At 60.8% G+C, this 23,955-nt stretch carries 19 protein-coding genes; 10 read left to right on the forward strand and 9 right to left on the reverse strand.

The genetic code is table 11. From position 1 onward, the window contains the following. Positions 1-30: 30 nt before the first annotated feature. Both I6G90_RS15100 and I6G90_RS15105 read right to left on the reverse strand, forming a co-directional pair. Positions 31-1,392 (reverse strand): aspartate aminotransferase family protein, encoded by a 1,362-nt coding sequence (locus tag I6G90_RS15100; RefSeq protein ID WP_197928147.1) that lies wholly within the window; start codon positions 1,390-1,392, stop codon positions 31-33. Between the two features lie 186 nt (positions 1,393-1,578). After that, complete coding sequence (locus I6G90_RS15105; RefSeq protein WP_042656534.1) at positions 1,579-2,910, reverse strand: glutamine synthetase family protein; 1,332 nt, start codon at positions 2,908-2,910, stop codon at positions 1,579-1,581. A gap of 490 nt (positions 2,911-3,400) precedes the next feature. Here I6G90_RS15105 and I6G90_RS15110 point away from each other — a divergent pair, with 490 nt between their 5' ends. The 9 genes from I6G90_RS15110 (at position 3,401) to malZ (ending at position 11,905) form a co-directional block, all read left to right on the forward strand. Next, a complete protein-coding gene (locus I6G90_RS15110; protein WP_042059525.1) occupies positions 3,401-3,787 on the forward strand; it encodes a TraR/DksA family transcriptional regulator in 387 nt (128 codons plus the stop codon). Between the two features lie 147 nt (positions 3,788-3,934). Further along, entirely contained in the window at positions 3,935-4,792 is an 858-nt protein-coding gene (locus tag I6G90_RS15115) for a type 2 periplasmic-binding domain-containing protein (RefSeq protein ID WP_042081792.1), read from the forward strand. Between the two features lie 62 nt (positions 4,793-4,854). After that, complete coding sequence (locus I6G90_RS15120) at positions 4,855-5,301, forward strand: Mpo1 family 2-hydroxy fatty acid dioxygenase (RefSeq protein WP_197928149.1); 447 nt, start codon at positions 4,855-4,857, stop codon at positions 5,299-5,301. 26 nt (positions 5,302-5,327) lie between these two features. After that, the gene (locus I6G90_RS15125) at positions 5,328-5,822 is read left to right on the forward strand and encodes a CreA family protein (protein ID WP_005355485.1); all 495 of its coding nucleotides are present in this window, start codon (positions 5,328-5,330) and stop codon (positions 5,820-5,822) included. A 74-nt stretch (positions 5,823-5,896) separates the two neighbouring features. After that, on the forward strand, positions 5,897-6,886 hold the full coding sequence (locus I6G90_RS15130) for a 2-hydroxyacid dehydrogenase (protein ID WP_042059517.1): 990 nt from the start codon (positions 5,897-5,899) through the stop codon (positions 6,884-6,886). 198 nt (positions 6,887-7,084) lie between these two features. Next, positions 7,085-8,446 (forward strand): molecular chaperone, encoded by a 1,362-nt coding sequence (gene yegD, locus I6G90_RS15135; RefSeq protein ID WP_197928151.1) that lies wholly within the window; start codon positions 7,085-7,087, stop codon positions 8,444-8,446. A gap of 276 nt (positions 8,447-8,722) precedes the next feature. Continuing rightward, positions 8,723-9,139, forward strand: coding sequence for an META domain-containing protein (locus I6G90_RS15140; RefSeq protein ID WP_042656540.1), 417 nt, complete (start codon positions 8,723-8,725; stop codon positions 9,137-9,139). Between the two features lie 82 nt (positions 9,140-9,221). Continuing rightward, complete coding sequence (locus I6G90_RS15145; protein WP_058052455.1) at positions 9,222-10,070, forward strand: HDOD domain-containing protein; 849 nt, start codon at positions 9,222-9,224, stop codon at positions 10,068-10,070. Positions 10,071-10,075: 5 nt separating this feature from the next. Next, the gene (gene malZ / locus I6G90_RS15150) at positions 10,076-11,905 is read left to right on the forward strand and encodes a maltodextrin glucosidase (protein WP_197928153.1); all 1,830 of its coding nucleotides are present in this window, start codon (positions 10,076-10,078) and stop codon (positions 11,903-11,905) included. A gap of 99 nt (positions 11,906-12,004) precedes the next feature. Here malZ and I6G90_RS15155 read toward each other — a convergent pair whose 3' ends face one another. Further along, positions 12,005-12,538 carry an ATP--cob(I)alamin adenosyltransferase gene (locus I6G90_RS15155; protein WP_197928155.1) on the reverse strand — a complete coding sequence of 178 codons (534 nt, stop codon included), beginning with the start codon at positions 12,536-12,538 and terminating at the stop codon, positions 12,005-12,007. An 89-nt stretch (positions 12,539-12,627) separates the two neighbouring features. Further along, a complete protein-coding gene (locus tag I6G90_RS15160; protein WP_197928157.1) occupies positions 12,628-13,770 on the reverse strand; it encodes a DUF5610 domain-containing protein in 1,143 nt (380 codons plus the stop codon). 170 nt (positions 13,771-13,940) lie between these two features. Here I6G90_RS15160 and trmA point away from each other — a divergent pair, with 170 nt between their 5' ends. Beyond that, complete coding sequence (trmA, locus tag I6G90_RS15165; RefSeq protein ID WP_075113748.1) at positions 13,941-15,074, forward strand: tRNA (uridine(54)-C5)-methyltransferase TrmA; 1,134 nt, start codon at positions 13,941-13,943, stop codon at positions 15,072-15,074. 67 nt (positions 15,075-15,141) lie between these two features. On the opposite strand, the gene I6G90_RS15170 is transcribed toward trmA, so the two are convergent. The 5 genes from I6G90_RS15170 to I6G90_RS15190 form a co-directional block, all read right to left on the reverse strand. Further along, the gene (locus tag I6G90_RS15170; RefSeq protein WP_108542645.1) at positions 15,142-16,875 is read right to left on the reverse strand and encodes a methyl-accepting chemotaxis protein; all 1,734 of its coding nucleotides are present in this window, start codon (positions 16,873-16,875) and stop codon (positions 15,142-15,144) included. Between the two features lie 51 nt (positions 16,876-16,926). Next, positions 16,927-17,937 carry a galactose/methyl galactoside ABC transporter permease MglC gene (gene mglC, locus I6G90_RS15175; RefSeq protein ID WP_033136342.1) on the reverse strand — a complete coding sequence of 337 codons (1,011 nt, stop codon included), beginning with the start codon at positions 17,935-17,937 and terminating at the stop codon, positions 16,927-16,929. A 16-nt stretch (positions 17,938-17,953) separates the two neighbouring features. After that, on the reverse strand, positions 17,954-19,474 hold the full coding sequence (mglA, locus tag I6G90_RS15180) for a galactose/methyl galactoside ABC transporter ATP-binding protein MglA (protein ID WP_075113798.1): 1,521 nt from the start codon (positions 19,472-19,474) through the stop codon (positions 17,954-17,956). A gap of 52 nt (positions 19,475-19,526) precedes the next feature. Then, complete coding sequence (gene mglB, locus I6G90_RS15185) at positions 19,527-20,513, reverse strand: galactose/glucose ABC transporter substrate-binding protein MglB (RefSeq protein ID WP_197928159.1); 987 nt, start codon at positions 20,511-20,513, stop codon at positions 19,527-19,529. Positions 20,514-20,769: 256 nt separating this feature from the next. Further along, positions 20,770-23,829 carry a beta-galactosidase gene (locus I6G90_RS15190; RefSeq protein ID WP_197928161.1) on the reverse strand — a complete coding sequence of 1,020 codons (3,060 nt, stop codon included), beginning with the start codon at positions 23,827-23,829 and terminating at the stop codon, positions 20,770-20,772. Positions 23,830-23,955 lie beyond the last annotated feature (126 nt).

The following is a 23,955-nucleotide window of genomic DNA, read 5'->3' on the forward strand; positions in this document are numbered from 1 at the left end:
GTATGCGCATGCCAACCTGCCCGACTCACCTCAACCTTTCAGCTTTTCGGCTGTCAGATCCAGACTGCGCCTGGCCAGATCGACCAATTCATCAACCTGTTCCTCGGTGATCACCAAGGGGGGCGATATGATCATGGTATCGCCTACCGCTCTCATCACCAAGCCATTGTTAAAGCAGAACTCCCGACAGGTCATCCCCGCATTTGCGTGTGCCGGAAAACGCTGGTTGGTCTGTTTGTCCTGCACAATTTCCAGCGCGGCCACCAGCCCGCGGCCACGGGTTTCCCCCACCAGCGGATGATCGGCCAGCTCGGCCCAGCGGCGCTGCAAATAGGGGCCGATGGCATCATGCACTCGCTTAACTATGCTCTCTTTCTGCATAAGCTGGATATTGGCCACCGCCACGGCGCAGGAGACCGGATGGCCCGAGTAGGTGAAGCCGTGGTTGAACTCGCCCCCCTCCTCCACCAGCCCCTTGGCGACCCGGTCGCTCACCATGACGGCGCCGAGCGGCAGGTAACCGGAGGTGATCCCCTTGGCCAGACACATCAGATCCGGCTTGATGCCAAACCCTTCGCTGGCAAACCAGTGGCCGGTACGGCCAAACCCGCAGATCACCTCGTCGGCGATCAGCAGAATGCCGTAGTGATCGCAGATGCGCTGGATCTCCGGCCAGTAGCTGTCAGGCGGAATGATGACGCCGCCCGCTCCCTGGATCGGCTCGCCGATAAAGGCGGCCACCTTGTCCACCCCCAGTTCCAGAATCTTCTGCTCCAGCTGACGGGCCCGCTCCAGCCCGAACTCATGGGCGCTCATCCCCTGCCCCTCACCAAAGTGATAGGGCTGGTCGATGTGCACTATGCCGGGAATGGGCAGGCCACCCTGGGCATGCATCCCCTTCATGCCGCCCAGACTCGCCCCCGCCACGGTAGAGCCGTGGTAGGCGTTGTGACGGCTGATGATCACCTGTTTATCAGGCTGCCCCTTGCTGGCCCAGTAGTGGCGCACCATCCGCAGCACGGTGTCGTTGCACTCGGAGCCGGAGCCGGTGAAGAAGACGTGGTTGAGGTGAGACGGCGTGACTTCGGCCAGCAGGGTCGCCAGCTCGATCACCGGCGGGTGAGCGGTCTGGAAGAACAGGTTGTAGTAGGGCAACTGCTGCATCTGACGGGTGGCGGCATCCACCAGCTCCTGGCGGCCATAGCCCATATTGACGCACCACAGACCCGCCATGCCATCGAGAATGCGGTGGCCATCGGAATCCTCCAGATAGACGCCGCTGGCTTTGGTAATGATGCGCGAACCCTTCTTGTTCAGGGCCTGAAAGTCGGTAAAGGGGTGCAGGTGGTGGCTGGCATCCAGTTGTTGCCACTCACGGGTTGTCTGCTGCATTTGTTGCTCCTCGGTTCCTTCGATTTAGCAAGATTCAGTCGTCAAATAGTCAGGCTGGTAGTCAGGTGGGCTGGCATGCTCGCAGCCACAACCACTCACAAGTGGCATAGCGCCACCTGACTCGTTTCCGGTGTCTTCGATACAGGGACCGGAGAGGCCAACTCTGGCCTCCCCGTTACAGAGGGATCAGACGTTCAGCAGCAGGAACTCCCGCTCCCAGCGACTGATCACCCCGAAGTAGGTCTCGTACTCTTTGCGTTTGACCGCAACGAAGGCGCGGGTGAAGCGCTCGCCCAGCATCTCCTTGATAGGCTCGCACTGTTCGAGATGGCTCAGTGCCTCCTCCAGCGAGCGGGGCAGGCTGTAGGGCAGGTCATAGGCGCTCGACTTCATCTCCTGCATGGGCTCCAGCTTCTCCATCATGCCGAGATAGCCACAGGCCAGGGTGGCGGCCAGCGCCAGATAGGGGTTGGCATCTGCACCGGCGAAGCGGTTCTCCACCCGGCGCGCACTCGGGTCGGAGAAGGGCACCCGTAGACCGCAGGTGCGGTTCTCTACGCCCCACTGGACGTTGCGCGGCGCGCTCTCGCCAAAGGTGAGACGGCGGTAGGAGTTGACATTGGGGGCCAGCAGGGCGGTCACCGCCGGGGTGTATTTCTGCAGACCCGCGATGAAGTGCATGAACTGTTCGCTGTTGCCGCCGCTCGCGGTACCGAACAGGTTGTGGCCGTTCACATCTTCCAGACTCTGGTGGATATGCATGGCGGAGCCGGGCTCGTCGCTCATCGGCTTGGCCATAAAGGTGGCGTAGATGCCGTGCTTGTGGGCCGCCTCACGCATGGTGCGCTTGAACAGAAACACCTGATCCGCCAGATCGATGGCATCCCCGTGCAGGAAGTTAATCTCCATCTGGGCGGCACCCGACTCGTGGATCAGGGTGTCCACCTCCAGCTCCTGCGCCTCGCAGTAGTCATACATGTCTTCGAAGATGGGGTCGAATTCGTTGACCGCATCGATACTGAACGACTGGCGGGCGGTCTCCGGGCGGCCGTTGCGACCCACCGGCGGCACCAGCGGATAGTCGGGGTCTTCGTTGCGTTTGACCAGATAGAATTCCAGCTCGGGGGCGACCACCGGCTTCCAGCCCTGCTTCTCGTAAAATGACAGAACCCGACGCAGCACGGAGCGCGGCGCGATGTCGATCAGCTTGCCGTTGATGTCAAAACAGTCGTGGATAACCTGCGCGGTGGGCTCCAGCGCCCAGGGGACGAAACGGATGGTGTTGGGGTCGGGATAGAGCTGCATGTCCCGCTCCAGCGGGTCGATCATGCTGTCGTCATCCGGATATTCGCCGGTCACCGTCTGGGTGAAAATCACCTCGGGCAGACGCATGCCCCCTTCGCGCAAAAACTTGTTGGCTGGGATGATCTTGCCCCGGGCGTTGCCGGTGAAATCTGGGAACAGACACTCCACTTCCGTGATGCGATTGCTCTCCATCCAGCCTTTGATACTGTCCATGTTAAACCCCGACTTTACGGTTGCCATTGGCAAGGGTGTCTAATATATGGAACACCCTTGTTATAAAATTGTAATCAACATCACCATAAAAGCCCGCCATCAAGGGCAATGTCAAGCGGGTGTGTTTAAAAAACTATAAATAACGGCGCATATAATGACCAGGTCGGCACCAAATACTAAACACTCAAATCCGGACTCCGCCCGCCGATCCCGCCCTTGCAGAGCATTGCAAAGCCGATGCCAACAGAGGGGGCCGCGGGTGCCGGATCCCGACCCATCCCCCGTCGGAACGGGCCATTTTTTTGCAAAGGCGCACAATCCTTACCCGATTTGCTTTGCTTGGCTGCATTTTTTTGGTACAAGGCCCGCCCTGATTTGCACTCTCTTGCATGAAACAGGTGCAAATCGGGATACAAGGGCTTGGTCTGTAGGCAGACAGCCCCCATAAACAGGGATAATTGGGTTAGTAAACTGACTGGTAGTTAATCGTATGTGTGATTTCATGACTGAAGACCAACTGGCCTTTTACAAGGGGCAGATCGAGCGACAGATCGTCGAGCTCGAAGAGCGCCTGAACTCCCAGGCCAGCCAGGCCATCGCCACCGACACCAACGAGATGGCTGATGAAATTGACCGTGCCAGTATCGAGGAAGCCCGCCGTCTGGAGCTGAACCGCATCGAGCACGACAAACTGCACCTTCGCAAGCTGCGGGGCGCATTGAAGCGCATCAGCGAAGGGGATTTTGGTTACTGCGAATCTTGCGGTGACGAGATCTCCATAAAGCGGCTGCATGCCCGTCCGGAATCCCGTTTCTGCGTCGAATGCCAGAGCACCAAGGAATTTAACGATACCCACGTGTTCCGTCGCGTCGCCTGATTCTTCGAAGAACGTCACCATTCTGGTGCAACAGGCGGTCAGCAAGGCAGAGCCCAACGCTCAAACCTTGCACACCGCCTCGCAACAAGATGGTGACAAGTTCTGTTAGACTCCGGACACGTTCCGGAATCTACAGGAGAACAGAGAGTGAAATGGCTCATCAAGCTGTGTTTGTGCCTGCCGCTGCTGGCACAAGCACAGGTTCTGACGGTCAAGGTCCCCAGCCGTCCCGTCAACAATCTTGACCAGGAGTACCAGTACAAGCTGCTGGAACTGGCCCTGACCCGCTCCGGGCAACCCTTTCGCATCCAGCCTGTCGAACTCGACCTCAACCAGTTCACCCTCCAGCAGCAGCTGAGCAAGGGCAAGACCATCAACGTCTTCTGGATGGGCACCTCCAGCGCACTCGAATCCTCCCTGATTGCCGTCCCCATTCCGCTGTTTCGCGGGCTGGAAGGATTGCGGCTGTCATTCATCCACGCGGATGCTCAGGAGAAGTTCAACCAGATCAATACCCTGGCCGACCTCAAACAGCTGAAGGCGGCGCAAGGGGTCGGTTGGGCCGATAACAAAATTCTGGAAAATGCGGGCATCCCGACCTTCTCCGGCCGATACAGCAGCCTGTTTCGCCTGATCAACGACGGCGACAAGATCGACTTCTTCCCGCGCGCCCTGGTGGAGATCTTCGCCGAGCGCAGCGAGCTGGTGGCGCAGTATCCCAACCTCGCTATCGAGCAGCATCTGCTGATCCGCTACCCCTTCGCCCAGTTCTTCTTCGTCAGCCCCGAATACCCCAAGCTGGCCAAGGCGATTCAGACCGGGCTGGAGCGGGCCTATGCCGATGGCAGCTTCATGAAGTTCTTCAATGACAACCCCAAGATCCGCGAAGCGCTCGCCAGTGCCAACCTCGATCAGCGGGTCACCATCGCCCTGCCCAATCCGGACATGACCCCGTTGCTAAAATCCATTCCGGCCCAATATTGGGAGTATCCCCCGCAGGGATAAGCATCACGAGCGCCTGGCCATGAGGGTCAGGCAGCGAGAACTCAGTGCGCCAGGGAGGTGCCATGAAGGGAATCCAGGAGTGGTTTGCGGAGTATGGCCAGAGCCATCGCCATCCGGTCAACGTCGCCATCCACAAACTGGCGGTGCCGGGCATCTATCTCTGCTCGCTGGCGCTGCTCTGGTGTCTGCCACACGGGCCCTTGCCAGAGCCCCTCAACTGGGCGGCAGCAGCAGCCATTCCGGTGCTGCTGTTCTATCTGCAGCTGTCGTTTTCGCTGTTCGTGGGGATGGCGGGGCTGACCGCGCTGGGACTGTGGATCTGCCACCAGTGGCAGGGGCCGCTGTTGTGGCCAGCCGTGACAGCGTTCGTGCTGCTCTGGATAGCCCAGTTTGTCGGCCACAAGATCGAGGGCAAACGCCCCTCCTTCCTCGCCGACCTGCAATTTCTGCTGATAGGCCCCGCCTGGGTGCTTGCCAGCCTCTATCGTCGCCTGGGCATTCCCTATTGAGGAATGCCGGGCCAACAGGAGAGACCATGACACATAACCACACGCGACATAACGCCCTTCGCCGCGCCCTGCCCCTGCTGCTGGGGGCCCTGTTTGCCGGCCCGGCACTGGCCGACAAGGCCGACCCGGTCGGTGAAGTGAGTACCGCCTTCAAGCTGTTTGGCCCCAACCACAAGATCCTGGTGGAGGCGTTCGACGACCCGCGCATCGACGGCGTCGCCTGCTATCTGGCGCGCCCCAAGACAGGTGGCGTCAAAGGCGGGCTGGGACTGGCGGAAGATCCCTCCCACGCCTCCCTGTCGTGCCACCAGATCGGCCCCATCACCCTGCCCGAAAAGCTGAAGGCGGGGGAAGAGGTGTTCGATGTCAGCACCTCGCTGGTGTTCAAGGAACAGAAAGTGGTGCGTTTTTACGACAAGAAACGCAATGCGCTGGTTTACCTGACCTACAGCACCAAACTGGTGGATGGTTCGTACAAGAGTGCAGTCAGCGCCGTTCCCATCATGCCGTGGGGACAATAACCAGCCGGTTTGTCCGGTGATGGCCGACCCATTTTGTTGTAATTTGACGACACACATACTACGGAGCACACACCATGAAAGTCGCCGTATTCAGTACCAAGAGCTATGACAAAGAGCATTTTAACCAGGCCAACAGCCAGTACGGCTTCGACCTGGAGTTTTTCGATGTGCGGCTGGAGGCCAAAACGGCCCGACTGGCTCACGGCTTCCCAGTGGTGTGTCTGTTCGTCAATGACGATGCCGACCGCGAGGTATTGACCGAACTGGCTGCCAACGGCACCCGGGTGATCGCCCTGCGCTGCGCCGGTTACAACAACGTGGATCTGGCCGCCGCCAAAGAGCTGGGGCTGAAAGTGGTGCGGGTGCCTGCCTACTCCCCCGAGGCGACCGCCGAGCACGCCGTCGGCATGATGATGTGCCTCAACCGACGCATCCATAAGGCTTATCAGCGCACCCGCGATGCCAACTTCTCGCTGGAAGGGCTGGTCGGCTTCAACATGCATGGCAAGACCGTTGGCGTCATCGGCACCGGCAAGATCGGTCTGGCTGCCCTGCGCATCCTCAAGGGCTTCGGGGTTCGCCTGCTGGTCAACGACCCGTACCAGAATCCGGCGGCCATCGAGCTGGGGGCCGAGTACGTGGATCTCGACACCCTGTTCCGCCAATCCGACATCATCAGCCTGCACTGTCCGCTGTTCAAAGAGAACTACCACCTGCTGAACAAGGAAGCGTTCGCCAAGATGAAGGACGGGGTGATGATCATCAACACCAGCCGTGGCGGCCTGCTCGACTCCAACGCCGCCATCGAGGCGCTCAAGACCTCCCGCATCGGCGCGCTGGGGCTGGACGTCTACGAAGAGGAGGAAGATCTCTTCTTCTCCGACAAGTCCAACGAGGTGATCACCGATGACGTGTTCCGCCGTCTGTCCGCCTGCCACAACGTGCTATTCACCGGCCATCAGGCGTTCCTGACCCGCGAGGCGCTGCACGCCATCGCCGATACCACCCTCGGCAATATCCGCGCCATCGAGAGCCAGGGCCGCTCCGACAACGAAGTGGAATAAGGGCTCGCCCTCTCTTCGTCACGCGCCGGGTTGTGAGACCCGGCGCCTTCGGGTAGGCTAGCCCCCCTTTTTTATTCAGGAGTCTGGCGCCCATGTTGATCGGATTTACTCACTGTCCCTCCGACCGTGCGTCGGGTGGTGAGACCCGGCACCTTCGGCTAGGCCAGCCCTCCTTTTTTACTCTGGAGTCTGGCAAACATGTTCATCGGATTTGATTACGGTACCTCCAACTGTGCCGTGGCCGTGATGGAACAAGGTAGCCCCAGGCTGCTCAATCTCGGCGCATCCCGCTATCTCCCCTCCACCCTGCACGCCCCCCACCGGGATGCCATCGCCGGTCTGTTGGCCGAAGGGCTGGCACCGGCCCAGCAGGCGGAGTACCTCAAGCTGCGTGGCCCTGTGGTCACCCGCGCCCAGATGGTTCGCCGCCAGATGCGCGAAGAGGGGCTGCTCGACGAGCTGAGCTTCGGCGGTGCCGCGCTGGAACGCTATCTGGAAGAGCCGGACGACGGCTATTACATCAAATCGCCGAAATCCTTCCTCGGTGCCTATGGCCTCAAGGCCCCCCAGATCGCCCTGTTTGAAGACATCGTCTGCGCCATGATGCTCCATGTCCGCCAGCAGGCGGAGCAGCAGCTCGGCGCCCCGATCCGCCAGGCGGTGATCGGCCGCCCGGTCAACTTCCAGGGGCTGGCAGGGGAAGAGAGCAACAGCCAAGCCATCGCCATCCTGACCGAGGCAGCCCGTCTGGCCGGTTTCGAGCAGGTGGAGTTCCTCTATGAACCCGTGGCCGCCGGGTTTGAATTCGAGGCACGCCTCACCGAAGACGCCGTGGTACTGGTGGTGGATATCGGCGGCGGTACCACCGACTGCTCCATGCTGCGAATGGGCCCCAGCTACCGCGATCAGCTGGATCGCAGCTGTGATCTGCTCGGCCACAGCGGCCAGCGGATCGGCGGCAACGACTTCGATATCCGCCTGACGGTGGAGGGGATGATGCCGCTGCTCGGCATGCACGAGACCCTCAAGACCGGCAAGCCGCTGCCCCACCCGCTGTTCTGGGATGCGGCAGCCATCAACGACGTCAGCGCCCAGAGCCGTTTCTATAGCCTCGATACCGCCCGCCAGCTGCAGGATCTGCAGCTCGACAGCATGCCGGGCAGCAAACTGGGACGGCTGGCCAGCCTGCGAACACACAAGCTGAGCCACCAGCTGGTATGGCGCGCCGAGCAGGGCAAGATCGCCCTCTCGGAGCAGGAGCTCAACCGCCAGTCGCTGGCCGAGCTGGAAAAAGGGCTGGAAGCGGAGCTGACCCGCGAACAGCTGGCCAACGCCTCGGCCCTGCTGCTGGAGAAGATTGGCGAGCTGATGGACGAAGCGATTGCCGCCGCCGGTGTGCAGCCGGATCGCATCTTCGTCACCGGTGGTAGCGCCCGCTCTCCGCTGATCGCCCGCTTTATCCGCCAGAAGCTTCCGTCCATCCCGCTCGAGGGGGGCGATGACTTCGGCTCGGTAGCCGCCGGTCTCGCCCGTTATGCCGAGCGACTGTTCGCCAACTGAGCCCTGAAATAGCGCAAACCGTCCCATCACGCCCCGCTCGAGGGGAGTGATGACGTCGGTTCAATTGCCGCAGATCTGGCCCGTTATGCCGAGCGGCTGTTCGCCAACTGATCCCCGAGATAGCGCAAACTGATGGCAATATCACCAAGGTGTTGCCATTAAGCGACAGTGGTGCGGGACAAGGGGCGACAGAAGCGGTCGGTCATCCCCTCTCGCACCCTGCTCCCGTATGCTCAAAAGGGGTATTCTTGACGCTCCCCCAACCGGAGCCCCCTCATGCCCAGATTGCCCTTTCTGCTGATCCCCCTGTTACTGCTCGCTGGCTGCAGCTCGACCGCCTTTGTTCAGCAAGATCTGCAACATCACCACTGGGTACTGAGCAAACTGGATGGCGAACCGGTCGCCGCCTTGCGCGACAATCCCCCCGATTTCGAGATCGGCGAGCACTTCACCGTCAACGGCATCGCCGGTTGCAACCGCTACTTCGGTCAGGGCCATCTGGAAGATGACAAGTTGTGGGTCACCAGTCTGGGCAGCACCGAGATGGCCTGCATGCCGCCGCTGGACACCATCGAACAGGCCGTGCTGACCACGCTTACCGAGGGAGCGACCCTGAGCGGCACCAGCCAGACCCTGATCCTGCAGGGCAAACAGCACCGTTTGGAATACACCTTGCGCGACTGGGTGCTCTAGCGCCCGCAATCCCCATCACAAAGCCGCATCACAAACAGGAACATGTTGTCCGGCTGTGGCACAATATGAGGCAGAGTTCGCAATGGAGGCTGCCTCAGCCATGTCGATGGATCGCCTGTTTGACAAGATCAAACAACTCCCCACTATTCCCAAGCTGCTGCACGAGTTGATGCAGAGCTTCAACGACGAGAATGCCCGCATCGACGAGATTGCGGCCAAGATCGCCATGGATCAGGTGATCAGCGTCAAGGTGCTGCGGATGGCCAACTCGGCCGCCCTGCGCCGGGGCAACGAAGTGACCTCCATCGAACAGGCGGTGATCCGGCTCGGCTTCAACCGGCTGCGCTCCGTGGTGGTCGCCTCCGGCATCATCGGCAGCTTCAAGGCCCCGCCCAGCTTCGACAAGAACAAGTTCTGGACCGAGACCTTCCAGGTCGCCACCATTGCCAAGACCCTGGCGCAAGAGACCAAGGCACTGGATCCCGAGACCGCCTTCACCTGCGCCCTGATCCACAACATCGGTGAACTGCTCATCCAGAGTACCCTGCCGGAAGAGGCGGAACTCATCAATCTGGCGATCCAGAACGGCAGCAGCCGGGTCGAGGCTCAGCGGGAGATGCTGGGCTACGACTATGCCCAGCTCGGTGCCGAGCTGGCGCGGCGCTGGAACCTCTCCGAAGCCTTCGTTGATGCCATCTCCCAGCAGCTTGACCCGCTCTCCCACGATCCGGTCAGCAAGGAGGCGGTGCTGATCCGCCTCGCCGTGTTTATCTCCTTCGCCTGGAATGCGGGAGTGCCTGCCCAGGCCATCATCGCCCGCTTCCCCAAACCGCTCGCCGACCAGTTGGGACTGGATCCCAAGTCGCTGGCAGGCCAGCTCGAAACGCTCCACGAACAGGGTAACGCCCTCGCCGACCTTCTGACTCAATAAGCATCATGACCCATCCGTTTCTGTTTCATCCCCAGGTGGCGCCCTGGTTCAAAGAGAGCGCCGACGCACTGCAACTGACCCTGTTCACCGAACTGGACGCCCCGATCCGCGAGGTGTGGCTGCGCCACGAGCCGGATAACGAGGAGTACCTGATCCCGATGACGGCGGTCTCGACCCGCGACCGGCTGCAGGTGTGGCAGGCGACCCTGCCGCTTGGCAAGGGGCAGGATATCCACCTCTACTGCTTCAAGTGCCTCACCGACGAGGCGCAGTGGTGGCTGCACGGTGCCGGTGTCAGCCCCGCCATGCCGCCACGGGAGCAGCATTTTCGCTTCAACAGTCTGCACCAGCCACCGGCCTGGGTGCAGGATCAGGTGTTCTACCAGATCTTCCCCGACCGCTTCTGCAACGGCGATCCGTCCCTCAGCGTCAAGCATCACGAGTACGAGTACCACGGCAAGGCGGTGATCAGCAAGGCGTGGGGCGAGCCGGTCAGCCGCCACGAAGAGGGCCACGGCGCCTGCGAATTTTACGGCGGCGATCTGGCGGGGATCGATGCCAAGCTGCACTACCTGCAGTCTCTCGGAGTCACGGCGCTCTACCTCAATCCCATCTTCGATTCGCCGAGCAACCACAAGTACGACACCCAGGACTACTTCAAGGTGGATGCCCACCTCGGCAGCAACGAACAGTTCGCCGAGCTGACCCGCAACCTGCACCAGCGCGGCATGAAGATCATTCTCGATGCGGTGGTCAACCACACCTCGACCCAGCACCCCTGGTTCTGCCCGCCGCTGGGGGCCAACAGCAACCCGGACTCCCCGTGGCGCAGTTTCTACACCTTTGATAACGAAGGGGATTACGTCAGCTGGAAGGGCATTCGCAGCCTGCCCAAGCTCGACTTCTCCTGCGAGAAGGTGCAGGACGCAGTCTATCGGGCCGACGACGCCATCCTGCGTTACTGGATGCGCGCCCCCTATCAGATCGATGGCTGGCGTTTTGACGTCATCCACATGCTGGGGGAGCGCGGCACCGCCGAGGGCAACCGTAGCCATGTGCGTGCCATTCGAGGGGCGGTGAAGCAGGAGAACCCGGACGCCTATGTGCTCGGTGAACACTTCTTCGAGGCAAGTCAGTGGCTGCAAGGGGATCAGGAGGATGGTGCCATGAACTACTACGGCTTCGCCCACCCGATCCGCGCCTTCCTGGCGGGGCAGGATATCGCCTACCACCCCATCAAGATCAGCGCCGAAGAGCTGGATCGCTGGCTCAAGCTGGCGCGGGCCCATATCCCGTTCAAGAACCAGCTGGCCCAGTTCAACCTGCTGGACAGTCACGACACCGCCCGCTTCCTCCACCTGCTGGGTGAAGACAAACAGCGGATGCAGCTGGCTGCCACCCTGCTGCTCACCTATATCGGCGTGCCGTCCATCTACTACGGCGATGAGGTGGGACTCTCCGGCGGCAACGACCCGGACTGCCGCCGCTGCTTCCCGTGGGATACCACAGACTGGGATCACGTGCTGCACGACCACTATCGCCGGCTGATCCAGATCCGCCGCCAGCGCCCCTCCCTGCGCCGTGGAGATATCCAGACCCTCTACGCCGGGCCCCACAGCTATGTGTTCGCCCGTACCCTGCAAAGCGATCAGGTGGTGGTGGCCTGCAACCGTCATCCGAGCGAGCCGCGCACCATCAGCCTGCCCCTGTGGCAGACCGCCAGTCCCGCCAGCCGCTTCACCGATGCCTTCAATGGCGAGAAGTTCGAGGTGGTGCAGGGCGAGGTGCAGCTCACCATCCCCGCCAACTCGGCCAGGGTGCTGATCTCCAGCTGAGCGGGCAACTGACGCGCTGAAAAGCAAAACCGGAGCCCAAGGCTCCGGTTTTTTATTCCGTTCAATCCACCATGACGTCTGGCCGCTAACCAGCCGCCATCAGTAATTGATGCTGACGTAGGGCACTTCCGGCACCTGCCAGCGCTGCTTGAGGTAGACGGTGAGCACGAAGAAGAAGTTAGCCAGCAGGTTGGCGAAGCGATAGAGAATGGGATCGAAGGCCACCTCGCTCTCTTCCAGCCGGACCAGCAGCCGCACCACCTTCTTGCTGCTGCAGCGGCACAGATGGAGGGTGGGGATGGGCTGCGGCCCCTGCGGCAACACGAAACCGGTGACGCTGCCGCGACTCGCCTCGTTGTAGTGGTCGTAACGGGCCTTGAGCCACTCAAGATCTGCATCGAAGATCCCCAGCTTGCCGCGTACCGAGCCGTTGAGGTTGTAGATAAGTCGCTGCAACGCCGCGAGATCCGCCAGCATGGGCTCGGTATCGGCATCCGGCGCAAGGTGTGACAGCACGGCCCCGACCTGACAGCAGAGCTCATCGGTGGCGATTTCAAAATCACATTTGAACGAGGTTTCGAAGATAAAGGGGTAGCAGAGCTCGCGCTTGTCTCTTGGCTTCTTGGGGTTCATGGGGCAACCGGATTGGAGAAAAGGCCAGTTTGCCAGCCCCGGGAAGGGCTGGCAAACGGCAGGTCATTACTTGCGTTACGCGCTGTGGCTCAGGCGTTCTTACTGGCGGGCTCGGTGGAGGGCTGGAACTGGTTGATCATCCGCAGCGCCTCCAGCATCCGCTGGTTGAAGCTGGTGAAGCGATCGACCTGTGCAGGTTCCCCTTCCCCTCTCGCAGCCAGCACGGCCGGGGTCAGCGCCTGTTGCTGGGATGGTGGCAGCAGGCTATCCGCCTGTTTCTGCACCTGATCCAGCTTGGGCAGGTAGTCGGCAAACGGCTTGATCAGATCCTGCAGGGAGTGCGCCCCCTGATAGGTCTGGCTCAGCTTGACGCTCTGCTTGAGCTTGAGGGAGTAGGAAGCCAGCTGGCTGTCATCCAGTTTCAGCTCGCTTGCCTTGTCCAGCAGATCCTCGAAGTTGCCGGAGAAGAAGTTCCCCGCCAGCTCGTCGATCCCCTTGACCAGCTTGCCGATGGACTCCATCTCGTCGCTGTTGAGATCCCCCTCCAGCGAGAAACTGAAGCTCTGGCTCGACTTCAGACTGAACTGGCTGCCGCTCTCGCCGCTCTGGGACTTGGTCTGCCAGCTATCGTTGAAGCGCAGCACCACCTTGTCGCCATCCTTGGTCTGGATTTCCAGATAGCCTTGCTGGCGACTGGCCATCTCGGCCTGTCCCATGTCGGTCGGGGAGACCTTGCCGAAGAACTCTTTCTCGAACTCCTCGAGCCCCTTCTGGATCAGCTTGTAGCTCTGATCGATACCGGTCTTGATATCCTCGTTATCGGTCGCCCACTTGCCGAGCTGTTTTTTTGCCTCGCCAAAGCCCTTGTCGATCCCCTTGCGGGCCTGCTCCATCATCCCGGTCAGGTCGTCATCGGATTTGCCATCGGCCCGCGCGGCACCGAGCCGCCCGGTCACGAACTGCAGCACGTTGTCCGCCACCGACTGGAAGTCGAACAGGGTCTCAGGGGTGATCTCCTCGGGCTCCTTCACCTTCGGAGCCTGATAGCCCTGGCCGTTGATCTCCAGCGAGAACTGCAGCGCCTGCTGGATCAGCACTTGCGCCCACTTGGGCGGCTTGTGCAAGGAGACCTCCTCCTCGCTCTTGACCTGTTTCGACTCCGCCTGTTGGGGCGATTTGGGAGAAACACCCACTCCCTTGGGTTGGGCCGCGCCCACGCCTTCGATTTGCATAATGTGTCCTCCCACCATGCCTGTAGATCAGCTATCGGCCTGACTGAACACTTCTTGACCACAAAATACTGGACAATCTGCCGCTGGCTTTTAAAATCGGGCCCCTTTGGGTGGCCTGTTGCCTTCCCCCGATTTCGACCCGGCCCGGCCGGTGTGCATGTGAGGTATTTATGACCCAGTCCCAACAGCCTTCCGCGAACGCTCCGGCGCCTAGAACCGCGGCCGACTATCAGGCCCAACTCGACGAAAAGAGCGCTCGCCTCACCGAGCTGTTTGCCGGCTTCACCCTCCCGGCGCTGGAAGTGCACAGCTCACCGGCCGAGTACTACCGGATGCGCGCCGAATTTCGCATCTGGCACGAAGGGGATGACCTCTTCCACTGCATGTATGCCCCGGCGACCAAAGAGATCATCAAGATAGACCACTTCCCTACTGCCAGCCGCCTCATCAACCAGTTGATGCCGCTGCTGCTGGAGGGGCTGCGCCCGCACCCGGTGCTGCGCCGCAAGCTGTTCCAGATCGACTACCTCTCTACCCAGTCCGGCCAGATCATTGTCAGCCTGCTCTATCACCGCAAGCTGGAGGCCGAGTGGCAACAGGCCGCAGAGGCGCTGCAGGCCGATCTGCGCGCCAAGGGGTTCGCACTGCAGCTGATTGGTCGCGCCCACAAGCAGAAGATCTGTCTGGGGGATGACTTCGTCATCGAGCAGCTCAACGTGGCGGGTCGCCAGCTCACCTACAAACAGGTGGAGAACAGCTTCACCCAGCCCAACGCCGCCATCAACGAGCAGATGCTGGCCTGGGCACTCGATGTGACCAAGGGGAGCGAAGGGGACCTGCTGGAGCTCTATTGCGGCAACGGCAACTTCTCCATCGCGCTGGCGCAGAACTTCCGCAAGGTGCTGGCCACCGAGATCGCCAAGCCGAGCGTCGACTCCGCCCAGTTCAACATCGCCGCCAACGGCGTCGACAACCTGATCATCCTGCGCATGTCAGCCGAGGAGTTCACCATGGCGATGCGTGGCGAGCGGGAGTTCAACCGCCTCAAGGGGGTCGATCTCAAGAGCTACCAGTGCAACACCATCTTCGTCGACCCGCCCCGCGCCGGTCTCGACGATGCCACCGTCAAGCTGGTGCAGGAGTACGACAACATCCTCTACATCTCCTGCAACCCCGAGACTCTGCAGGCCAACATGGCGGTACTGGGCGAGACCCACGAGATCGCCCGTTTCGCCCTGTTCGACCAGTTCCCCTGGACCCATCACATGGAAGCCGGGGTCTATCTGCGCCGCAAGGCCGGTTGATTAAGGCAGACAGGAAAACAACAACAGGGCCGGATGGCCCTGTTTTGTTATTGGCTGAACATCGGCCTCACTCCAGCCGGAAGTGGCCCACGATCTCCCGCAGCCGGTCGTAGGTCTGCCCCATCGCCGCAGAACTGGCGACCGTCGCTTCGCCATTGTGGGTCAGCTGACGGATCACCTCGGCGATGGCGCTCATGTTGCGGTTGATCTCTTCGGCCACCGCACTCTGCTGCTCCGCCGCTGTGGCGATATGGCTGATGAGATCGTTGATCTCCACCACTTCTCCCGCCATCAGATCCAGCGACTCGTTGACCTTGGTGGTGTTCTCGGCCGCCCCCTGACAGCTCTGCTTGGTGTTGCCCATGGCCTCCACCACTGTGCGGGTGCCGCGCTGCAGGCTGGCCAGCATGGTCTGGATCTCGGCAGTGCTCTTCTGGGTGCGGGCCGCGAGGGAGCGCACCTCGTCCGCCACCACCGCAAAGCCGCGACCCTGTTCCCCGGCGCGGGCCGCCTCGATGGCGGCGTTGAGCGCCAGCAGGTTGGTCTGTTCGGCAATGCTGCCGATAACCCCGAGCACTGAGCCAATCTGCTGCACATCCTGCTGCATCGCCTCGATGGAGCGGGCGGTCTCCTCCACCTCGTCCACCAGCGCCATCACGCTGGCCATCGCCTGATCCACCACCTGACGGGACTGGCTCGCCAGCTGCTGGCTCTGACCGGTGAGCTGGGCTGTGCTGGCCGCACTCTCGGAGACGGAGACCGCGGTGCGGCTCATCTCGTTGATGGCGGTCACCACCTGCTCGGTCTCGCGCACATGGTCCGCCAGCAGGGACTGGGCGGCGCCGGTCTGGTTGGCCAGCCCCTCGATGCCGCTGTTGAGCTGACCGCTCGCCTGCCTCACCTCCCCCATCATCTCCTGCAACCGTTCGATAAAGCGGTTGATCCCGGCCGAGATCTGGCCCAGATCATCCTTGCTGGTCACCGCCAACCGGCGGGTGAGATCGCCGCTGCCGCGAGAGAGCTCCAGCACCAGATCCCGCAACGAGACAATGGGCCGATAGGCCACATTGAGCGCCAGCATCGCCAGCACCATCACCACGATCGCCACACCAAGCAGCGCCATGATGATCTGGCCGTTGAGGGATCGGGTCATGGCCCGGATGTAGTCAAGATCGATGTAGCCGGTCAGGGTCCAGCTGCTGCCACGAATATCCAGCTGGTTGGGGCGCGCTTCGCTCTCCCCTTGCGGCTTGCTGTCATAGAGGCTGTTGCCCTGACTGTCGGCCAGCGAGAAGTAACGGCCCTCGCCACTCATCTTCTCCAGCAGGCTTTTGAACTCGCTCATGTCGAGGTAGTAGAGATAAGCGGAATCGGCACCGCGCGGCACCAGAATGGTGATGACCGGCTTGCCATCCACCTGTTGCAGCGGGCTGACGGTGATCTGGTTGTTGGCGGCGGGGATCAGCTTGCGCAGCGCATCGACCCTGGCGCTGTCGTTGATGACCCCGCTCACGTCGAAGGCCATGTCGCCGATCACCTTGACGATGTTGTGAAAGCCGGTCTCTTGCAGAGTCTTCTTGACGTTGGTCACCCCGAAGTTGAGGTTGGCGGCCAACAGGATTTTCTGATTGATGTCGCTGGCCAGCTTCTCTTTGACCAGGGTGATCTGCTCGTTGATGTTGTGGGTGGCCTGAGTGCGAATGTAGCCACTGATGAAGTGGTTGACGCTGAGCCCGGCTGTGCCGATGGTGACCAGAATGGCCAGTAGCAGCAAGAGGTAAATCTTGACCTTGAATGGCATGGGTTCCCTCCAGAAGAGAGGGCTGGCAGCGCCAACCCTCCCTGCCAATCGTTATTTCTTCTTGGCGTACTTCATGGAATCCAGTGCCACCGCCAGAATGATGATGCCGCCCTTGATGATGAACTGCCAGTAAGGGCTGACGCCGATATAGGTCAAACCATAGTTGATCAGGGTGAAAATGAGTACGCCGGTGATCACGCCCGCAACCGTCCCCACCCCGCCAGCAAACGACACGCCGCCCACCACGCACGCCGCGATGGCATCCAGCTCGTACATGAAGCCGAGGTTGTTGGTGGCGCTACCGATCCGGCCCGCTTCCAGCATGCCGCCGAAGGCGTAGAACACCCCCGCCAGCGCATAGATCATCACCAGATTGACCGCCACGTTGACGCCGGAGACCTTGGCTGCCTCGGGGTTGCCACCGATGGCGAAGATGTTTTTGCCAAAGCGGGTCTTGTTCCACAGCACCCAGACAAAGACGCTGGCGATGGCCGCATAGAAGGTGAGATACGAGAGCTTGAATCCTCCTATCCGGATAAACCCTTGGGCAAAGCTGGAGAAGCGGGGGTCAAACCCGGCCACCGGCGAAGCACCCACCGAGTCGAAGTAGAGGGAGTTGATACCGTAGACGATGATCATGGTGCCCAGGGTGGTAATGAACGGGGTGACGTTCAGGTAGGCCACGATCAGACCGTTGACCAGACCGATCAGCGCCCCCACCACACACACCAGCAGGATCACCACCGGAATGGGCACCTCTCCCAGCGTCGGGAACACCTTGTTGACGTTGGTTAGCGCCTGCAACATGGTTGCTGCGATGAGTGCCGCCAGACCGACCTGACGACCGGCCGACAGATCCGTCCCCTGGGTGATGATGATGCCCGCCACCCCCAGCGCGATGATGACCCGCACCGAGGACTGGGTCAGGATGTTGCTGAAGTTGGTGAGGCTCAGGAAGGATGGCTCCTGGATCACGATGACCATGAGCAGCACCAGCAGCACCAGATAGATGGCGTTTTCCTTGAGCGCCTGCATCAGATTGAAATTTTTAGCCGACTCCATAAATGTCTTCCTGTCTCTAGAGGTACAGAGATGCCAGGCGCAGTATCTCGCTCTGGTCAGTTTCTTTGGTATTGACGATCCCGGCGACCCGGCCATTGCTCATCACCATGATGCGGTCGGTGATCCCCAGCAGTTCGGGCATTTCAGACGAGATGATGATGATCCCCTTGTCCTTCTTCGCCAGCTCCAGGATGAGTTGGTAGATCTCGAACTTGGCCCCGACGTCGATGCCGCGGGTGGGCTCGTCGAGCATCAGGATCTCCGGCTGGGTCAGCAGCCAGCGACCGATGATCACCTTCTGCTGGTTGCCCCCGGAGAGGGAACCGATCTGGGTCTGCTGGGTCGGCGTCTTGACCCGCATGGAGTCGATGACCCACTGGGTATCGCTCTTCATCTTGTTATCGCTGAGCAGCCCCATGGAGCCTTTGTAGCTGTCCATGTTGGCGATCAGGGAGTTGAAGGCGATATCGAGCCGCGAATAGATACCGGTGGAGCGGCGCTCTTCCGTCACCAGCGCAAAGCCGTTGCGAATCGCTTCGTGGGCGTTGTGGTTGGCCACCTCTTTGCCGTGCAACTTGATGCTGCCCTGGCTGCGATCGCGAATACCGAACAGGGTCTCGACGATATCGGTACGCTTGGCCCCCACCAGTCCGGCGATGCCGAGGATCTCCCCCTTGTGCAGGTTGAAGGTCACATCCTGAATGGAGGGCTGGTTCTTCGCCGTCAGGTGTTCGATCTCGAGGATCACCTCTTTCGGCTGGTTGGTTTTTTCCGGGAAGCGCTGGGTCAGTTCACGGCCGACCATCATCCCGATGATCTGATCCATGGTCATGCCCTTGAGCGGCTGGGTTGCCACCCACTGGCCATCCCGCAATATGGTGATCTCGTCACAAAGCTGGAAGATCTCTTCCATCTTGTGGGAGATGTAGACGATGCCGCACCCCTTATCCTTCAACTTGTTGATGATCTTGAAGAGGTGGTTCACCTCTTTCTCGGTCAGGGAGGAGGTGGGTTCGTCCATGATGACGATCTTGGCGTCGTAGGAGAACGCCTTGGCGATCTCGATCATCTGCATCTGGGAGACCGACAGGGTCGCCACCTTGACCCGCGGGTCGATATCGATATCCAGCTCATCGAAGATGCGCTTGGTGTCGTCATACATCTTGCCGTGGTCGATAAACCATCCTCTGGTGGGGTAGCGACCGAGCCACATGTTATCCATCACGGAGCGCTGCAACACCAGATTGAGCTCCTGATGCACCATGGAGACGCCATTTTCCAGCGCCTCTTTCGAGGAGGTGAAGTTGATCTCCTGCCCCTTGAAGAAGATCTTGCCCTGATCCTTCTCGTAAATGCCGAACAGGCACTTGAGCAGGGTGGATTTCCCCGCTCCGTTCTCGCCCATCAACGCATGCACAGAATGAGGACGGACCCGTAAATTGACATTATCGAGTGCCTTGACGCCGGGAAAGCTCTTACTGACGTCAATCATCTCCAACAGCCATTCTGATTGTTGCTGTGTTGTCATATCAGCCATCACATCTGGTTGAAAAAAGGGCAAGGGGATCTCCCTTGCCCTGGAGGGGGAATTACTCGAATTGGGACAGGTTGTCTTTATCCACACCGACGTAGGCAACGCGCACTACCTTGTTGTCGATCTTCCAGTTGGTACCTTCACCGGCCGGTTTGCCTTCAGCCAGGTTCTTGGTCAGCTCGAAGGTGGCTTTGGCCTGGTTGGCCGCATCGTTCAGCACGGTACCCGCCATGGCACCGCTCTTGACCATGGCCAGCGCTTCCGGCAGCGCATCGACACCGAATACCGGGATATTGCTCTTGCCCTGGGCTTTCAGTGACTCGACCGCGCCCATTGCCATGCCATCGTTGTTGGCGATGACCACTTCGATCTTGTTGGCGTTGGGGCCGGAGATCCAGGCGTCCATCTTGTCCTTGGCCATGGCGGTATCCCACATACCGGTATCCATGTGCAGCTGTTCGGTTTTGACGCCGCCATCGTTCAGGGTCTTGATCACGTAGGAGGTACGGGCTTCCGCATCCGGGTGGCCCGGCTCCCCTTTCAGCAGCACGAACTGGATCACGCCATCCTTGTTCAGATCCCACTCCGGATGGGCTTTCCAGTGTTTGGCAATCAGCTGACCCTGGATGATCCCTGACTCCTTGGAGTCGGTCCCCACGTAGTAGGCCTTGTCATAGCTGGCCAGATCGGTAGCGCTCGGTTCCTTGTTGTAGAAGACCACCGGGATATCTTCACCGCGAGCCTTCTCGATCACCACCGGCGCCGCCGCAGGGTCAACCAGGTTGATGGCCAGCGCCTTCACCCCTTTGGCCAGCAGCACGTCGATCTGGTCGTTCTGCTTGGACTGGTCGTTCTGGGAGTCGTTCATCAGCAACTCCACACCCGGAGTGGCCGCCGCCTCCTTCTCGATGGCCTTGCGCACTACCGCCATGAAGTTGTCGTCGTATTTGTAGACGGTCACCCCGATACGGGTGTCAGCCTGGGCATTGGCGCCAGCCATCATGCCCATCAGCAGGGCGGCAACGGTCGTCAGTTTTTTCATTGTGTGTGCTCCGATGTATCTATCTGTTTGTTTGTAGGGTGGCGAGCAATTGAGCAAGCGCCAGTCAATGTAATCAGTTTGTTGTCATTTCTTCTGTGATCATGACGACAAAATGAAAACGATTACACTCTGTTACATTGAAGGTTTTATTTTATTTATCAATAACATAAAAATTAAATCCGAATGCGAGACTCAAACAATCCCACTGCATAGAGGCTAGTCGTTATCGCTCTGTTGTCAAAACGGTCCGACTGATTCAACCGAGAGTGCAACCCCAGCGGTAACGGCGCCCCAGCAACTGATACTCGGGACGCACGCTCTGGCTCCAGGAGTCATCGCCGCCCACCCCCATGTGGACGCCATCGAGGCAGACCCACAGCCCCTCTTCGGCCACCAGATCGCTCTGGTGACGAGCAGCGGCCAGCTGTTGCTGACTGAAGCGGCTGGCACTGAAATGGAAGGTGCCGCTCACCGTCGTGCTGCCCAGCTGCAGCTGACGGGTATCGCAGCGCAAGCCGTTGTCGCTCGGGAAAATATAAGGGGTGTGCATCGCCTCCAGCGGCAAACTCCAGCGCCCCAGATCGGCGCCCAGCAGGCGATCCGGATAGTTCTCGTGAGGACCTCGCCCCAGCCATTCGGATCGCGCCGGCACCTCGGCCAGATGGAGCAGCAGACCGATCCGCGGCAGCGAGGGGAGCGTAGCCGCCAGCTCGGTCTCTATCTCCAGGCTCATGGTGCCGTCGTCGGCAAAGCGGTGATGCCAGTGACTCACCAGCAGCAGCTCATCGTGGTGGAAATAACCGTGACTGACCCGGATATCCGCTCCGGCGGCCGCGATCCCCAAACAGCGGTGTTGCCACTGACCGAGACCACAGCCCTGCCAGCGGGCAATCCAGGAGCCAGGGTCGGCGTGATCCGCTTCGCTGGTGCCGATGTCGTTGTCCAGCGGCGCGCGGTAGAAGTGATCCATGATCGGCGCCAGCAGCTGCTCCTGCCCCGATTTTTGCCAACTGGTGATGCGACCGCTCTGCTTGTCGAGCCACCACTGGCTGTTTGCTGCAGTGATCCGCCAGCCATCCGGCTGCTCGCTCAGGGTGGCGGCAGCGGCAGGAGCAGGCAGGGCAAGGGGGGTCGGCAGGGTGAACTGCTGACGGGCGACCTTGTGATCCGCCTGCGACCAGAGGGTGGCCTGTGGCTGAACGATGGCCAGATCGAGCCAGGCCAGTGAGCCTGCCGCAAAGGCGGGCAGCGTCTCGCTCAGGGTCAACTCGACCACCCCTTGCGGCGCCAGCTCAAGGGAGATCTCCCCCTGCTGCTGCACATGGCCGTTCTCGCACAGCTGCCAGCTGAGCCGCTCGTTATCGGTTTCCCGGAACAGGTATTCGCTCTCGATCCGCACCCGCAGCGGGGTGTGCTCAAGCAGAGTGAAGCGGAACGGCTGCTGGGCACGCTTCGCCTCGCTCAGGGCTGGATGGGGGGTGCGATCCGGGAACAGCAGGCCGTTGCAGCAGAACTGGCGATCGTTTTGCACATCACCGAAGTCGCCGCCATAGCCCCAGTAGTGGCGGCCATCGGCGGTGTATTTGTCGAGCCCCTGATCGACCCAATCCCAGACAAACCCGCCTTGCAGACGTGGATGATCGCGAAACGCCTGCCAGTAGTGGGCGTAGCCTCCCAGGCTGTTGCCCATGGCGTGGGCATATTCGCAGAGGATCAGCGGCCGGTGCTCGCCGGGCAGGCCGATCCACTTGGCCAGCGCCCACTTGGGCACCGCCGGGAAGGGTTGATCCTGATGGGTTCTGGCATACATGGGGCAGATGATGTCGGTGGCCGGGGTATCGGCCCCGCCCCCCTCGTACTGCACCGGACGGCTCGGGTCGCTGCGCTTGATCCAGCCATACATGGCATCGTGGGCCGGGCCGTAACCCGACTCGTTGCCGAGCGACCAGATGATGATCGAGGGGTGGTTGAAATCCCGTGCCACCATGCGGGTCACCCGCTCCAGAAAAGCGTTGCTCCAGGCGGGATCCCGCGCCAGCCGCCCCATGGGGGTCATGCCGTGAGTCTCCAGATTCGCCTCGTCCACCACATAGAGGCCGAGCCGATCGCACAGACGATAAAAATCGGGGTGGTTGGGATAGTGGGAACAGCGCACCGCATTGAAATTGTGCCGCTTCATCAGCAGCAGATCCCGCTCCATGGTGGCGCGATCGATGGCATAACCCTTGGCGGGATGGTGTTCATGACGGTTGGCACCGCGAACAAGCAGCGGCTGACCGTTGACCCGCAGCAGGCCGCCACGGATCTCCACCACCCGAAAGCCCACATCGCATGCTTCGCTCTCGATGGCCTGGCCCTGCTCGTCCAGCAAGGTCAGGGTCAGACGATAGAGATGGGGCGTCTCGGCGCTCCACTTGCGCGGCGCAGCCACGTCGAGCCACAGCTCGGCGCGATCGTCGTAAGCCCCTTTTTCGTCAATGGCTTGGGTGCCAATCGGCTGGCGCAGGGTCGCGACCCGCTCGCCACCGTCATAGAGATTGGCCTCAACCGACAGACCGGTCGCATTGGCCGCCTGCAGTGCAATCTTGAGACGGCCATCCCGATAGCAGGCATCCAGCTCGGGGGTCACCCGCATATCCATCAGATGGCGGGCCGGTTTGTGCAGCAGGCTGACGGAGCGGAAGATCCCCGACAGCCACCACATATCCTGATCTTCCAGATAGGAGCCATCGGACCAGCGCAGCACCAGCACCGCCAGCCGGTTGCGACCAGCCTGCAGGCAAGGGGTCAGATCGAATTCGGCAGGCAGGCGGCTGTCCTGGGAGTAGCCGACCCAGTGGCCGTTGCAGAAGAGGTGGAAGGCGCTGCTCACCCCGTCAAAGATGATCCGGCTCTGGCCGCTAGCCAGCCACTCGGCAGGGAGTTCGAACTCGCGGGAGTAGCAACCGGTGGGGTTCTCTGCCGGTACTCGCGGTGGATCGCAGGGGAAGGGGTACTTGATATTGGTATAGATGGGGCCATCGGTGAGCGGCCGCTCAGCCGGATAGGCGGCATCCAGCTGCCAGTTACCCGGCACGGTAATGGGAGTGGCATCCACCAGATCCTGCGCCAGCCAGCTCTCGGGCACCCGCTCGGGGGCGGCAAAGAAGGAGAAGCGCCACTCGCCATCGAGCAAGAGACGGGAGGTAGAGGCCAGATCACCTCTGGCATCCGCTTCGCTGCGCCAGCTGAACATGGGGGTATGGGCAGCCAGCCGGTTTACCGACGTAATGGCCTGAGTCTGCCAATCCTGACGCGCCACTATCTCCCTGAGCATTCACTCTCTCCCTGCTGATTGGAAAACGTATTCAGTCTAGAGAAGTATGACGCAGGTAACGGCGATCTCGCTCACACAGATGTAAACGATTACACTGAATTTGTTAAGTAAAGCGGAGTAAAAATG

The organism is Aeromonas allosaccharophila, from assembly GCF_016026615.1.
In the GTDB taxonomy this organism is placed as follows: domain Bacteria; phylum Pseudomonadota; class Gammaproteobacteria; order Enterobacterales; family Aeromonadaceae; genus Aeromonas; species Aeromonas allosaccharophila.

What these genes read in the sequence shown, in the direction of transcription:
- I6G90_RS15130 (WP_042059517.1), top strand. Translation starts at nt 5,897, where the DNA reads ATGAAAGTCGCCGTATTCAGTACCAAGAGCTATGACAAAGAGCATTTT.
- malZ (WP_197928153.1), top strand. Translation starts at nt 10,076, where the DNA reads ATGACCCATCCGTTTCTGTTTCATCCCCAGGTGGCGCCCTGGTTCAAA.
- I6G90_RS15110 (WP_042059525.1), top strand. Translation starts at nt 3,401, where the DNA reads ATGTGTGATTTCATGACTGAAGACCAACTGGCCTTTTACAAGGGGCAG.
- yegD (WP_197928151.1), top strand. Translation starts at nt 7,085, where the DNA reads ATGTTCATCGGATTTGATTACGGTACCTCCAACTGTGCCGTGGCCGTG.
- I6G90_RS15145 (WP_058052455.1), top strand. Translation starts at nt 9,222, where the DNA reads ATGGAGGCTGCCTCAGCCATGTCGATGGATCGCCTGTTTGACAAGATC.
- mglC (WP_033136342.1), bottom strand. Translation starts at nt 17,937, where the DNA reads ATGGAGTCGGCTAAAAATTTCAATCTGATGCAGGCGCTCAAGGAAAAC.
- I6G90_RS15155 (WP_197928155.1), bottom strand. Translation starts at nt 12,538, where the DNA reads ATGAACCCCAAGAAGCCAAGAGACAAGCGCGAGCTCTGCTACCCCTTT.
- trmA (WP_075113748.1), top strand. Translation starts at nt 13,941, where the DNA reads ATGACCCAGTCCCAACAGCCTTCCGCGAACGCTCCGGCGCCTAGAACC.
- I6G90_RS15100 (WP_197928147.1), bottom strand. Translation starts at nt 1,392, where the DNA reads ATGCAGCAGACAACCCGTGAGTGGCAACAACTGGATGCCAGCCACCAC.
- I6G90_RS15125 (WP_005355485.1), top strand. Translation starts at nt 5,328, where the DNA reads ATGACACATAACCACACGCGACATAACGCCCTTCGCCGCGCCCTGCCC.
- I6G90_RS15105 (WP_042656534.1), bottom strand. Translation starts at nt 2,910, where the DNA reads ATGGACAGTATCAAAGGCTGGATGGAGAGCAATCGCATCACGGAAGTG.
- mglB (WP_197928159.1), bottom strand. Translation starts at nt 20,513, where the DNA reads ATGAAAAAACTGACGACCGTTGCCGCCCTGCTGATGGGCATGATGGCT.
- I6G90_RS15140 (WP_042656540.1), top strand. Translation starts at nt 8,723, where the DNA reads ATGCCCAGATTGCCCTTTCTGCTGATCCCCCTGTTACTGCTCGCTGGC.
- I6G90_RS15120 (WP_197928149.1), top strand. Translation starts at nt 4,855, where the DNA reads ATGAAGGGAATCCAGGAGTGGTTTGCGGAGTATGGCCAGAGCCATCGC.
- I6G90_RS15190 (WP_197928161.1), bottom strand. Translation starts at nt 23,829, where the DNA reads ATGCTCAGGGAGATAGTGGCGCGTCAGGATTGGCAGACTCAGGCCATT.
- I6G90_RS15160 (WP_197928157.1), bottom strand. Translation starts at nt 13,770, where the DNA reads ATGCAAATCGAAGGCGTGGGCGCGGCCCAACCCAAGGGAGTGGGTGTT.
- I6G90_RS15170 (WP_108542645.1), bottom strand. Translation starts at nt 16,875, where the DNA reads ATGCCATTCAAGGTCAAGATTTACCTCTTGCTGCTACTGGCCATTCTG.
- mglA (WP_075113798.1), bottom strand. Translation starts at nt 19,474, where the DNA reads ATGGCTGATATGACAACACAGCAACAATCAGAATGGCTGTTGGAGATG.